We start from the raw sequence: 13,575 nt of genomic DNA on the forward strand, positions 1-13,575 counted from the left end.
GGTGGTCAGTGACTTCGGGCTTCCCCCAAGCTGCGCGCCGCCGTAAACAAATAAGCATCAGACTCGCCGAGGCGCCCATGAGCTACGATCCCGACAACATCTTCGCCAAGATCCTCAAGGGCGAATTGCCCTGCCACAAGGTCTACGAGGACGAGATCGCTCTGGTGATGATGGACATTTTTCCGCAATCCCGCGGACACACGCTGATCATCCCCAAGGCCGCCTCCCGCAACCTGCTCGATGCCGATCCCGCCGCTCTCGCGGCCGTCATGCCGCTGGTGCAGCGTGTGGCTAGGGCGCTCAAGACCGCCACAGGCGCTGATGGCTTGCGCCTGGTGCAGTTCAACGAAGCGCCCGCGGGTCAGACGGTCTTCCACCTGCATTTCCACGTCATCCCCATTTATGACGGTGTGCCGCTTGGCGCTCATGCCGGCAGCAAGGCCGACGACGCCGAACTGGCCGTCCTCGCCAAAGACATCGCCGCTGCGCTCTGACCCCACCATGACACCCACGCGCCACCTCGTCCTGGGCATGGTGCTGACCGGCTCCGCCGGCCTTATAGACGCGGTCGGCTTCATAGAGCTGGGCGGCTATTTCACCTCCTTCATGAGCGGCAACACCACCCAGGGCGGTGCCGCCCTGGTCGATGGCGCATGGCCCGTGGTGCTGCTCACAGCCTCGCTCATCGCCCTGTTCTTCATCGGTAGCGTGCTGGGTGCCCTTGCCGCCTATTCCAGCCCACGCTGGGGACCAGCCGCCGTCAGCGCCGTTGTGCTGGTGGGCGTGGTGACCACGCTGGCGTTGGCGCTGGCCGGTTATCCTGCGAACCAGGCCATGCTGGTGCTTGCGGCCAGTGCTGGTGGACAGAATGCCATTCTGCCCATGCGCGGCGCGGTCCGCCTTGGCGCCACTTTCGTCACCGGCACGCTCTATATGGCCGGACAGGATTTGGCGCTGGCACTGCGGGGAGCCGCCCCACCTTTGCGCTGGCTGCAACACCTGACTGTGTGGTTTGCACTCTTTGCCGGCGCCGCTATTGGTGCCCTGCTCTACCGGCTTCTCGGCATCGGCACCCTGGGCTTGCCGATCGCGATTTACGCCGCCTTCACCTTCGGCCATCTCCGCGCCGCTCGCGCTTCGGCGATATGAAAAGCCCGGCTGAGGAGCCGGGCTTCAGATCATCCGTGACCCACCAGCAGGTCGCCATTTGCCTTATGGTGCACGCCGAGATTGTCGACGATGGTCGCGCTGGCCTTGTTCATGCCCGATAGCGTCACCTCCCGGCCCAGCTTGCGGAATTTGAGAACCGCCTTGTCGACCCCGGCCACACTGGAAATGTCCCAGATATGGGCGTGTGTCAGGTCGATCACCACGCGATCCACCGCCTCATCGAAGTCAAAAGCCCGCATGAATTGCTCGGCCGAAGCGAAGAACAACTGTCCCTGCACGTGATAAACCCGCGTCTTGCCGTCCTCGCTCAGCTCCTTGCGCACCTGGAAGATCTGCGAGATCTTCCAGGCAAAGAACACGCCAGACAGCAGCACTCCCACGAGCACGCCGATTGCCAGATTGTGGGTATAGACCACAAAGGCCACCGTGGAGAGCATCACCATGGATGACGAACGCGGGTGATCGCGCAGATTGCGGATCGACTGCCAGTCAAACGTGCCGATCGACACCATGATCATGATCGCTACCAGCGCCGGCATGGGGATATTGCGCAACAGGTCACCAAGCACCACCAGCAGCACCAGCAGATAGGCTCCGGCAAGGAATGTGGACAGACGCCCACGTCCGCCGGAACGCACATTGATGCCCGACTGGCCGATCATGGCACAACCCGCCATGCCACCAAAAAAGCCGGAGGCGATATTGGCGATGCCCTGTCCGATGCTCTCCTGCCTCTTGTCACTCGGCGTATCGGTGAAATCGTCGATGATCTGCGCTGTCATCAGGGATTCGAGCAGACCAACGGCCGCCACCCCCACCGAATAGGGCAGGATGATCCAGAACATGTCCAGCGTCAGCGGCACATTCGGAATGAGAAGGAACGGCAGCGCCGTGGGCAGTTCGCCCATGTCACCCACCAGGTGCACATCCAGCCCACCGAAGAACACCACCAGTCCAACGACGATGATGGCCACCAGCGGCGAGGGCACCAACGTGGTTACGCGCGGGAACAGATAGATGATCAGAAGCGCCAGTGCCACCATGGGATAGGTCATCATCGGCACGCCGATCAGCTCGGGCAATTGCGCCATGAAAATCAGGATCGCAAGCGCATTGACGAAGCCGGTCATCACAGATTTCGACACGAACCGCATCACGGTATGCAGCTTAAGATAGCCCGCGCCGATCTGCAGCACGCCAGCCAGAATGGTCGCTGCCAAGAGGTAGTCGAGCCCGTGCTCGCGCACCAGTGAGCCGAACAGCACCGCGGTTGCCGCCGTGGCGGCAGAGATCATGGCGGGACGCCCGCCAAAAATAGCAATGACAATGGCGATCACCACCGAAGCATAGAGCCCGACCCGGGGGTCGACGCCGGCGATGATGGAAAAAGCGATAGCCTCTGGAACGAGGGCCAGGGCGACGACGAGACCGGAGAGCAGGTCGCCCCGCACATTCCGCACCCACTCGGCGCGGTAGTTTTCGAAATTGAACATGGACAAGACCCAGGGCGCAGACGGCTGGGAACCGCCTTGAATGCGCGATGATACTTGTGACCGGGGGATAGGCGCCCGGAGAAGCCACTCGGCAGGAAACACCGAGTCCGACGAACGAGAGGCTTATAACGACGGGATCAGGTTCGAACAACCCGGCGACACGCATCCCTGCCCTGACCAGTCGTCAGGCCCGCATTCCGTGACGAAAAAGCGCGAACGGAAAAAAACAAGGCCGGGATCGCTCCCGGCCTTTCATCATCTCAACCTGAGAAGATCTCAGTTCTTGTCTGCCGTCGCCTTGGGCTTCTTCGGTTTGGGCAACGCCTTGGGCTTGGCCGGGCGTGGCGGAACCGCCACCAGTTCCAGCTTGGCCTCGGCGCCCTCGCCCACCACTGCAACCGTCACCGAGCCACCATTGACCAGTTCGCCAAACAGCACTTGGTCGGCCAAAGGCTTCTTGACATGCTCCTGGATCACACGGCCCAGCGGGCGGGCGCCCATGCGCTCGTCATAGCCGTGCTCGGCGAGCCAGTCGGCGGCCTCCGGGGTGAGATTGATCGTAACGCCGCGTTCGGCCAGCTGGCCTTCAAGCTGCAGCACGAACTTCTCCACCACCCGGCGCACCACTTCGCGCGGCAGCGGCGCGAAGGAGATAATGGCGTCGAGCCGGTTTCGAAATTCGGGGCTGAAGGTGCGGTTGATCGCATCCTCGTCATCCCCCTGCTCGCGCTTGCGGCCAAAGCCGATCGGCGCGCGGGCCAGTTCCGCGGCACCCACATTGGACGTCATGATCAGGATGACATTGCGGAAATCCACCGCCTTGCCGTTGTGATCGGTCAGCTTGCCGTGGTCCATCACCTGCAGCAGAATGTTGTAGAGGTCCGGATGGGCCTTTTCGATTTCGTCCAGCAACACCACGCAATGCGGATGCTGGTCGACGCCATCGGTCAGCAGCCCACCCTGGTCGAACCCGACATAGCCCGGAGGCGCACCGATCAGTCGGCTGATCGTATGGCGCTCCATATATTCGGACATGTCGAAGCGCAGCAGTTCCACGCCCAGCGTATCGGCCAACTGCTTGGCAACCTCGGTCTTGCCGACACCGGTCGGACCGGTAAACAGATACGAACCGATCGGCTTCTCCGGCTCGCGCAGGCCTGCACGGGCCAGCTTGATCGCCGAAGACAACGCCGTGATCGCCGAATCCTGCCCGAACACCACTGTCTTGAGGCTCTGCTCGAGCCCCGATAGCAGTTCCGCATCGGATTTGGAAACCGACTTGGGTGGGATGCGCGCTATCGAAGCTATGGTGGCCTCGATGTCCTCCACCTCGATGGTCTTCTTCCGCTTGTCCTCCGGCAGCAGCATCTGGCTGGCCCCGGTCTCGTCGATCACATCGATCGCCTTGTCCGGCAGCTTGCGGTCGGTGATATAGCGCGCGCTCAGCTCCACGGCGGCCTTGAGCGCTTCATCGGTATATTTGAGCTTGTGGAACTCTTCGAAATACGGCCGCAATCCTTTGACGATCTCGATCGCGTCCGGAACAGTCGGCTCGTTGACGTCGATCTTCTGGAAGCGCCGGACCAAGGCCCGATCCTTCTCGAAGAACTGCCGGTATTCCTTGTAGGTGGTCGAGCCGATGCAGCGGATTGCCCCGCTGGCTAGGGCAGGCTTGAGCAGGTTCGAGGCATCGAGCGCGCCGCCTGAGGTGGCGCCAGCACCGATCATGGTGTGGATTTCATCGATGAAGAGCACCGCATTGGGCATCTTCTCGAGTTCCTTCATCACCGCTTTCAGACGCTCTTCGAAGTCGCCGCGATAGCGCGTGCCTGCCAGCAGCGCACCCATGTCGAGCGCGTAGATGACCGCTTCCTTGAGCACTTCGGGCACGTCGCCCTCAATGATCTTGCGCGCCAGCCCCTCGGCAATGGCGGTCTTGCCGACGCCGGCGTCACCCACATAAAGCGGGTTGTTCTTCGAACGACGGCAGAGCACCTGAATAGTCCGGCGCAACTCGCTGTCCCGCCCGATCAGCGGGTCGATCTTGCCCTGGCGGGCCTTCTCGTTGAGGTTGACACAAAAATCGGCGAGCGCCGAGCTCTTCTTGGCTTCCGGACCGCCTTCCGAGGTGCCCTCCCCTTCATCCGCGCCGCGGACCTTGCGCTCTTCACTCGGGCCCGACTTGGTAATGCCGTGGGAGATGAAATTGACCGCGTCCAGCCGGCTCATGTCCTGCTGTTCGAGGAAATAAGCAGCGTGGCTCTCGCGCTCGGCAAAGATCGCGACCAGCACATTGGCACCGGTAACCTCTTCGCGACCGGACGACTGGACGTGAATGACCGCGCGCTGGATCACGCGCTGAAAGGCGGCCGTGGGCCTCGCATCCTGGCCGTTCTGCACGACCAGACTGTCCAGCTCTTCATTAATGAAATCTTCGAGGTCGCTCTTGAGCGCGTCGATATCGACGTCGCAGCCGGTCAGAACGGCCAGCGTGTCACGGTCGTCCGTCAGGGCCAGAAGCAGGTGCTCGAGCGTGGCAAACTCATGGTTGCGCTCACGGGCCAGGTTCATCGCCTGGTGCAGGGCCTTTTCGAGTCCGCGCGAAAATGAGGGCATATGATGTTCCTACTGTTTTTCCATCACGCATTGCAGCGGATGCTGGTTCTTGCGTGCCGTATCCATCACGCGGGTGACCTTGGTCTCGGCCACCTCGTATGGATATACGCCGCACTCACCGACCCCCTTCTGGTGGACGTGCAGCATGATGCGCATGGCGTCTTCGCGTGACTTGTTGAAGACGTCCTGAAGCACCAGAACGACGAATTCCATCGGCGTGTAGTCGTCGTTGAGCAGCAGAACCCGATACAGGTTCGGCCTCTTGGTTTTGGGACGCGTCTTGGTCACCGTCCCGGTTTCGAAATCCGCATCGTTCCCACCCTTGCGGCCGCCGTCATCGTCCTTGGGGCCGGCAGTCACGCGCGGCGGCACGACGGGCCGGATGGGCGAAAGATTATCGGTGGGCAGCTTGAGGGTCATGGTCATGGTAGGCGCTCTGTCGCCAGAGGAAACGAAGCAGTTGGCTGGCACCATTATGTAGGCAAAATCGGGCCGGTGTTAAGGCCCATGCCATCCCGAAAATGTGAGCGCGCGCCAATGGCGCATTAATCAGCACTCTGGACCTGCAAGTCGTGAGGAGCGCCAGCAGTCTGTTGCCCGATTGACGCTCTGAGCCGAAAAAACATCGCATTTTACGGAATCGTAACGGCGCATCGCTAACCTCATGGAAGGTCGGTTTTTCGGGGTTTGGGGACACTCGAAACCGCCAGCGTCAAACGAGTAGCGTACGGGCCATTAGCCCGAGTAAGTAATTGGAGTACCGGGTGATTTTCCTGGCAAAGACCCCCTGGCGCACTGCGTTTCTGCGTGTTGTCGCCGCCGTTCTCGTGACCTTCGCCCTCGGTCTTTCCGCCGCGGCGCCGGTCCAGGCCATTGAAAACCTCCGCAAATATGCCGGCATCGTGGTCGACGCCAAATCCGGCAAAATTCTCTACGAAGAGCAAGCAGATTCAAAGCGCTACCCGGCCTCCGTCGCCAAGGTGATGACGCTCTACGTGCTGTTCCAGGAATTGCAGGCTGGCAATCTCAGCCTCTCGACCAAGATGACCGTGTCGCGTCATGCGGCCTCGGCCGTGCCGACCAAGCTGGGCCTGCGCGCCGGCTCGACCATTTCGGTGGAAGATGCCATCAAGTCGCTGGTCACGCTCTCTGCCAACGACATGGCCCGCGTGATCGCCGAACACATTTCCGGCAGCGAATCCAAATTCGCTGAACGCATGACGGCCACGGCCCGCGCCATGGGCATGTCGAGCACCACCTACCGCAATGCCTCGGGCCTCCCGGACGGCGGACAGGTCACCACTGTTCGCGACCAGGCCATTCTTGGCATCGCCGTCTACCAGCATTTCCCCCAGTACTACGAGTATTTCCAGACCACGTCCTTCCGCTATGGCGGCAAGACCTATGGCAACCACAACCGTGTGCTGGGCTATATGGGCGCAGTCGACGGCATCAAGACCGGCTACATCAACGCCGCCGGGTCGAACCTGCTAACGGCCGCACGCAAGGACAATCGCCACATCGTGGTCGTTGCCTTTGGGTTCAACTCCGCCGCCTCGCGCGACGAGAAGGTGCGCCAGCTGGTTTCGAATTACCTCTCCAAGGGCCGCCGCGGTGATTATCTCCAGACGGCAATGGTCCCGGTTCCCGGCCGCCAGGGCAACACGCAGTTCGCATTGGCACAGCCGCGCAAACCGACATTTGCAATGCCTACCCCCATGCCCGACTTCCGCCTCGCTGCCCTGGTTGCCACTAATGGCGCCCAGCCGCAGCAGGTTCCTCAGCTTGCCGTCGCTTCCGCGGCGCCCGTTACGCTGCCCACGCCTGTACCCACTGACTTGGGGCTCTCCCCTGCTGTCCAGGCGGCCAACGTACTGGCTGCGCCGACCCAGGCTGCCCCGGCCTATCCCAGCCAGGATGTGATCGGCGCCTGGCTCAGCGAAACCTACAATCTCGGCGCGCCACCGGCTGCGCTTGGACAAACCCCGGCTTCAGCCCCGCTGCTGCCGCCAGGTGAAGTCTCCGGTGGTGCCGGTCAGCCTGTAGATCTCATGCACTCAGGCTCGGTTGCCGATGCGGCCCCGATCTCTGGCTGGATCGTCCAGATCGGTGCCGGTCCCTCCGAAGAGAGCGCCCGGGCCATGCTGTCTGACGCTGCCAGCAAGGTCGGCTCGCTGGGCGATTTCCGCTCCTATGTGGAGCGTTTCGAGAAGAACGGCCAGATTTTCTATCGTGCCCGCTTTGTCGGCTTCGGCGATCGCGACGCTGCCGCTGACATGTGCAATCGCCTAAAGGACCAGGACCTGGCCTGCCTGGCGATGCAGGGCTGAATAAGTGTGACAGGCACGGCGGATCAACCGCCGGCCGGACTTACGGTCTCTGAAGCGAGGCCACGGGGAAGCAAGTTGGTGCTTGTGTATGGAGTAGCCCAATGAGTGAACGCAGTGCTCTTGTCGAATTGGCCAATTTCATAGGCCGATCGCCCCTCGCCTCGCCGGATATGAAAATCCGCAACAAGGCGCTTTCCGGCATGACCGAACGGATGCTGCCGCGTCAGAAGCGCTCTGTCGGAGACCTGCTCGGTGTTGTCATGGCCCTGTCGGCGCGTACGCGCCGGATGGCACACGACCCTGCGCATGTCGAGATCGACGTGTTCGCCCCCAGCGGTCAGCGCGCCCTCCGCATGACCCTGGGTAGCGAGTAACGAAGCGCTGGGCACCCTATACGAGTGCCACAATCTCCTTGCGCTTCCAGACGAAGTGATAGAGTCCGGCCTGCAGAACCAGCATCATGGTGAAGCTGGCAGCATAGGCCACCCAAATTCCGGTCAGGCCAAGGCTGGTCTGGCTTAACCATATGGCGCCGGGAAGCTCGATGAGCAGGATGCAGGCGAGCGATAGTGCCATCGGTGCATAGACCATCCCGCTGGCGCGCATGACGCCGGAGAACACCACACTCCAGCCGAAGCACAAAATGCTCCACAGCACCACATGCAGCAGCGTTTCGGCCAGATCCACGACGGCTGCGTCGGTAATGAACAAAGCCACCAGGTGCTGACTGAACAAATAAGCCAGGACGACCAGGCCACCTGTGATGATCAGGTTGAGTGCCAGCGCCGTCCGGGTGATCGCTTCGATCTGTTCAATCTGGCGCGCGCCGATGGCTTGGGCAGCAAAGATCGACGCCGCGATACCGATAGACATCGCTGGAAATTGCACATAGCTCATGACCTGCCCAAGCGCCCCATAGGCCGCCGTGGCGTCAGAGCCAAAGCGGTTGACGAGCCCCACCACGACGATCCCCGCGATGGATGAAATAACCATCTGCAGGCCCGCCGGGATACCGAGCTTCAGGATCAACCCGAGAAGTTTGATATCGGGCCGAACCATGGCTTGGAACAACACACCGTCGGGCGCCAGCGGCATGTTTCGTATCCGTAGGTAGAAGAACAGGAATACCAGGACAGTCGAAAAGCCCGCAATCATGGCGACAGCGGCGGCGTTGACGCCCAATTGCGGCAGACCTCCCCAGCCCAGGATGAGGGCCGGCGTGACGACCAGCCCCACCACCAGCGAAAGCACCAGCGCCAGCAAGGGCGTGATCGTGTCACCAACCCCGCGCAGAACGGACGTGCCGACCAGAAAAAGGAAGAACCCCGGCATACCGATCAATACGATCCGGGCATAGCCGACACTAAGGTGCAGGATATTGTCGGGCGCCCCGAGGACCCGCATGATCTCTTCGGTCCAGATGCCGCCCACCAGGGCGACCAGGAGACCCAGCACGCTGGCGGCCGCCAGGGTCGTACCGGCAACCTGCTTGACCTTGTCGACATTGCGGGCGCCCCAGGCTTGGCCAACCAGGATGGTCGAGCCTGCGGACAAGCCGATAATGAAGCTCATCAGGAAGAACATGATCGGAAAGAAGGTGGCTGTGGCGGCAAGTGCCTCCACGCTGATCAGCTGACCGACATAGATGGCGTTAATTGTCCCAGAGAGGGCCTGCAGGATATTGGATGCCATTAGTGGAATCAGGAACAGACTGAAGCGCTGCCAGAGCGGGCGGGTTGATGTCGGGTCCATGGAATACTCCAGCATGGTTCGAAATTGGCCGGTCACCGCCGGGAACCCCGAATCCGATTGTGCTGATCGAAATGTCAGTCCGTCGGGGGGACCTATTCACACCGCTTACGCGATGCCGGCTGGACGGGCGCTGGAGGCAGGGCAATGACACCGGAGTCTCTACGCCCGACGATTGACCGCGTCAACGTTCGCCACCAAGCCAAGACCAGCGATGTTCGGAAACTGGTGCCCCCCGCGAGACTCGAACTCGCACGCCTTGCGGCGGAGGATTTTGAGTCCTCTGCGTCTACCATTCCGCCAGAGGGGCACGGGCTGGGTTCCTAGCTCACAAGCAACGCAAGCGCAATAACTTGTCATGCGCATTCGTCGCGCTCTCAACAGCCCAGATGGTCACTGCGAAAGGCTACGCGGCGCGCTCAGGCTCGGATCAAGGAAAGTGCCACGGTTGCTCGGCTGCGTTGTCGTGAACATACCGCCATATTGCTGCTGCATCATCTGCTGCCGCTGGATGGCGTCGAATGCCTGCACATCCAGGCCAATGACCGAAGTCATCAGATTAGGGCCCGTGCCCGGCTTGAAGGCCTCCGCAATGGCTGCCTCGCCTTCAAAGGCCTGAACGCCCGTACTGGGATTGATCCAGGCCGTAGTCATGCCACTGGGGACATTGAACGGCGTCGCCGGCTTGCCCTGCAGCGCCTTGGCCACGAAATTGGTAAAGATCGGAACGGCCATGCCCCCACCCGTCGAGGCCGACCCCATCGATCGGGGTTGATCATAGCCGACATAGACACCCACGGCCAATTCGGGGGTGAAACCCACAAACCAGGCGTCCTTGTAGTCATTGGTGGTGCCCGTCTTGCCGGCGACAGGACGGTTGAGCGCGCGCGCGGCTGTACCTGTGCCGCGCTGCACCACGCCTTCCATCATCGAAGTGATCTGGTAGGCCGTCATCGGATCGAGCACTTGCGGGCGGTTATCAATGATGCGGGGTTCCCCCTGCCCGCGCCAATCTTCGGCAGCGCAGCCATCGCAAAAGCGCTGGTCGTGCCGGTAGACGGTGTTGCCATAGCGATCCTGAATGCGGTCGATCAATGTCGGCACGATCTTGCGCCCACCATTGGCAATGGTCGCATAGGCTGCGGTCATGCGCATGGCGGTGGTTTCGCCGGCCCCCAGCGCCATCGCCAACACCGGCTGCATGTTGTCGTAGATACCGAAGAGCTGTGCATAGTCGGCGATGAGGGGCATGCCGATGTCGCGCGCCAGGCGCACCGTCATGACGTTCCGGCTGCGCTCGATCCCCCGCCGCAAGGTCTGCGGCCCGTAGAACTCCTGGGAATAGTTCTCAGGCCGCCAGACCGATCCATCGGACATACGCACTTCCACCGGCGCGTCCAGCACGACCGAGGCCGGCGTATAGCCGTTGTCGAGGGCAGCCGCGTAAACGATGGGCTTGAAGGATGACCCCGGCTGGCGCAGTGCCTGCGTTGCCCTGTTGAACTCGCTTTCGGCGAAGGAGAATCCGCCCACCATCGCCAGCACGCGGCCGGTACGCGGGTCCATGGCCACAAGCGCGCCCTCGACCTCAGGCACCTGCTCGAGCGTATAGACCCCGTCCTTGCCCGAAACCGGCGAGACATAGACGACATCACCGACCTTCAGGATGTTCTGAACCGCCTGCGAGACCCACTTGATTTCTGGGCCCGACAGGACGCCTTCAATGCGCTCCGGGGCAACGGCGCCATCAACGTCATCATCCGGCCGCAGCCCGATCCGCGCCTGGTTGTCGCCGACCTCCAGCACCACGGCCAATTGCCATTCCGGCACGTCGCTCAATGGCACGATTGCCGAAACGGCGAGCCCCCAGTCGTCACCCAATTCCACGCTGGCAACCGGCCCGCGGAAGCCCCGCCCCCGATCATAGGCGATAAGCCCATCCATCAGCGCCCGGCGTGCATATTCCTGCAGTCGCGGCTCCAGCGTGGTGCGCACAGAGAGACCCCCGCCATAGAGCTGGTCCTCGCCATAGAGCTTGGCCAGTTCGCGCCGCACCTCTTCCGTAAAATACTCCGCCGAATAGAGCTGGCTCCCGGCCGCCCGGGGAATGACGTTGAGCGGTTCCTGCTTGGCCACCTCCGCCTCTTCATAGGAGACGTAGCCATTCTCGACCATTCGGTCGATGACCCAGTTCCGCCGCTCGATGGCAGCTTCGGTGCGACGGAAGGGATGATAGTTGTTCGGTCCCTTGGGCAATGCAGCAATATAGGCCGCTTCCGGCAGCGTGAGCTGGTAAAGCGCCTTGTCGAAATAGTTGAGCGCCGCCGCCGCCACCCCATACGAGTTCAACCCAAGGAAGATCTCGTTGAGATAGAGCTCCAGTATCTTGTTCTTGGTGAAGGTGGATTCGATCCGCAGCGCCAGAATAGCCTCCTGGATCTTACGGTCCCAGGTTTGCTCGGATGTGAGCAGGAAGTTCTTTGCGACCTGTTGCGTGATGGACGAGCCGCCCCCCTGGATCGAGTTATTGCCATCCAGCCGCGCGAGCAGATTGTCCCGCAAGGCGCGGACCACCCCATCAACGGCAATGCCGTTGTGGTTGAAGAAGTCCTTGTCCTCAGCCGACAGAAACGCTTGAACTACCAGTGGCGGAACGGTCTCTACCGGTTGGAATAGCCGCCGTTCACGGGCATATTCGGCCAGCAACGTACCGTCGGCGGCGTGAACGCGCGTTGTCACCGGCGGCTGATAGTCCTGCAGCACCGTATAGTCTGGCAGTTGCGCACTGACCGCAGCCAAATAGACCGCAGCCGCCGCCACCCCACCGAGCGCAAGAAACATGCCGAAGCCGAACAGCCATCCGAGCAGTCGAAACATCTAGCTCTCTTTCCTGGCGCTCGCTGAAGCCATCAGCGTGGAATCATAGCAGATTTTCGTGGTCTTGATGATCACAGCTCTTCTTCCAGGCTGTCGAAATAGGTGGAGATACCGCGCGCAATAGCCTCCGCCGTGCGGTCACGCCAGTCCGATTGCATCAGGTTGGCGATATCGCTGGCGTTGGACAGGAAACCAAGTTCGACCAGCACTGAGGGTACGTCGGGTGCCTGCAGCACGAAGAAGTCGGCTTGCCGCACCGGGAAACGGCGCAGCGCCACGCTGGGCTCAAGCTGATGCACGATGGATTGAGCGGCCATGAAGGACTGCACCCGCATCTCGCGCCGCATCAGGTCGAGCAGAATGTCCACCACCTCCGGCGCCATTGTTGTCGGCATGGCAAAACCGGCAATTACATCGGAGGCGTTCTCATTGTCCGCCAGCACCTTGTCCAGCACGTCGGTCGCGTTCTCGTCGCGCGTATAGACACTTGCGCCGCGGATTTCGGGCTGCTGAAAACTGTCGGCATGAATGGAAATGAAGAGGTCGGCCTTGTTTGTGCGCGCCAGATCCACTCGCTCCTCGAGCCGCAGATAGGAATCGTCCTCCCGCGTCAGCGCCACATCGAAGCGGCCCGATTCAATTAGCAGTTCCTGCAAGCGCAAGGAGAAGGCCAGTACAATGTCCTTCTCTTTCACCCCATCCGCCGTCTCGGCACCGCTGTCGATGCCCCCATGTCCCGGATCGATGACCACCAGCGGCCGCGTCGCAATAGGAAGTTCGGACCCACCCGCCGGTGTTGAAACAGCCGGCACAGCGGCCTGTGACGCGGCCCTGTCCTGTTCCACATTGGCGGCAAACTCATCGTCGGTCGCTGGGATAATATCCACCACCAGCCGCGCCGGCTGCCCCTCAAAAGCGTCCAGCACATAGGCCTGCTGCACTTGGGCAGGCCCGGTCAGCGTCAAGGTTGTACGTACGCGATCCGCCGCGGCCTGCTCGATCGCATAGCTTGCCACCAGCCCCTCATCCGTCAGCACCCCTTCAGGTTCCGGCACCGAAAACGTGCCCGCTCGAACATCAATTGCCAGACGTGCCGGATCGTCCAGGGACACGAAGGAAAACTCAGTCCGATCTGCCAGGTCCACAACCAGGCGAGCGCGGTCAGGCGCTACCGTGACGCGGGCATCAATGACATTGGGCAGGGGCGGCAGGGTCGCGGCGTCCTGCCCTGCGCTGCCAAGCGGCATGCCCAGCATTGCAACGAGACCCAGCACGAGGGCTATCAGAATTTGTCTGGTCAAGACGGCGGCCGGCTCCAAAAGTTCCGAGCACTGCCTGAC

General features: G+C 61.7%; 10 protein-coding genes, 1 tRNA gene and 1 other annotated feature. Of the genes, 4 read left to right on the plus strand and 7 right to left on the minus strand.

The features are described from left to right. Positions 1–77 precede the first annotated feature (77 nt). Together QZ564_RS03795 and QZ564_RS03800 are read left to right on the plus strand one after the other, a co-directional pair. On the plus strand, positions 78–494 hold the full coding sequence (locus QZ564_RS03795; RefSeq protein ID WP_297104857.1) for an HIT family protein: 417 nt from the start codon (positions 78–80) through the stop codon (positions 492–494). A gap of 7 nt (positions 495–501) precedes the next feature. Next, positions 502–1,149 carry a YoaK family protein gene (locus tag QZ564_RS03800; protein ID WP_297104860.1) on the plus strand — a complete coding sequence of 216 codons (648 nt, stop codon included), beginning with the start codon at positions 502–504 and terminating at the stop codon, positions 1,147–1,149. Between the two features lie 29 nt (positions 1,150–1,178). On the opposite strand, the gene QZ564_RS03805 is transcribed toward QZ564_RS03800, so the two are convergent. The 3 genes from QZ564_RS03805 to clpS all read right to left on the minus strand — a co-directional run bounded on the left by QZ564_RS03805 (position 1,179) and on the right by clpS (position 5,699). Further along, entirely contained in the window at positions 1,179–2,663 is a 1,485-nt protein-coding gene (locus QZ564_RS03805; RefSeq protein WP_297104864.1) for a SulP family inorganic anion transporter, read from the minus strand. A 54-nt stretch (positions 2,664–2,717) separates the two neighbouring features. Continuing rightward, positions 2,718–2,775 (minus strand) — a sequence feature (sul1 is cis-regulatory element that is thought to sense ions involved in sulfur or methionine metabolism; They are found in Alphaproteobacteria). 164 nt (positions 2,776–2,939) lie between these two features. Next, positions 2,940–5,279, minus strand: a complete 2,340-nt coding sequence (clpA, locus tag QZ564_RS03810; protein ID WP_297104867.1) for an ATP-dependent Clp protease ATP-binding subunit ClpA — start codon at positions 5,277–5,279, stop codon at positions 2,940–2,942. Positions 5,280–5,288: 9 nt separating this feature from the next. Further along, on the minus strand, positions 5,289–5,699 hold the full coding sequence (gene clpS, locus QZ564_RS03815) for an ATP-dependent Clp protease adapter ClpS (protein ID WP_297105000.1): 411 nt from the start codon (positions 5,697–5,699) through the stop codon (positions 5,289–5,291). Between the two features lie 344 nt (positions 5,700–6,043). Here clpS and QZ564_RS03820 point away from each other — a divergent pair, with 344 nt between their 5' ends. Both QZ564_RS03820 and QZ564_RS03825 read left to right on the plus strand, forming a co-directional pair. Beyond that, positions 6,044–7,609 carry a serine hydrolase gene (locus QZ564_RS03820; protein ID WP_297104870.1) on the plus strand — a complete coding sequence of 522 codons (1,566 nt, stop codon included), beginning with the start codon at positions 6,044–6,046 and terminating at the stop codon, positions 7,607–7,609. A 101-nt stretch (positions 7,610–7,710) separates the two neighbouring features. Then, complete coding sequence (locus tag QZ564_RS03825; RefSeq protein WP_297104873.1) at positions 7,711–7,983, plus strand: hypothetical protein; 273 nt, start codon at positions 7,711–7,713, stop codon at positions 7,981–7,983. A gap of 16 nt (positions 7,984–7,999) precedes the next feature. On the opposite strand, the gene QZ564_RS03830 is transcribed toward QZ564_RS03825, so the two are convergent. The 4 genes from QZ564_RS03830 to QZ564_RS03845 all read right to left on the minus strand — a co-directional run bounded on the left by QZ564_RS03830 (position 8,000) and on the right by QZ564_RS03845 (position 13,536). After that, complete coding sequence (locus QZ564_RS03830; RefSeq protein ID WP_363311514.1) at positions 8,000–9,376, minus strand: MATE family efflux transporter; 1,377 nt, start codon at positions 9,374–9,376, stop codon at positions 8,000–8,002. Positions 9,377–9,584: 208 nt separating this feature from the next. Further along, positions 9,585–9,668, minus strand: a tRNA-Leu gene (locus QZ564_RS03835). 83 nt (positions 9,669–9,751) lie between these two features. Continuing rightward, positions 9,752–12,235 carry a penicillin-binding protein 1A gene (locus tag QZ564_RS03840; RefSeq protein ID WP_297104879.1) on the minus strand — a complete coding sequence of 828 codons (2,484 nt, stop codon included), beginning with the start codon at positions 12,233–12,235 and terminating at the stop codon, positions 9,752–9,754. Positions 12,236–12,306: 71 nt separating this feature from the next. Then, on the minus strand, positions 12,307–13,536 hold the full coding sequence (locus QZ564_RS03845; RefSeq protein ID WP_297104882.1) for an N-acetylmuramoyl-L-alanine amidase: 1,230 nt from the start codon (positions 13,534–13,536) through the stop codon (positions 12,307–12,309). Between the last annotated feature and the right edge of the window lie 39 nt (positions 13,537–13,575).

It is taken from the genome of uncultured Devosia sp. (assembly GCF_913055165.1).
In the GTDB taxonomy this organism is placed as follows: Bacteria; Pseudomonadota; Alphaproteobacteria; order Rhizobiales; family Devosiaceae; genus Devosia.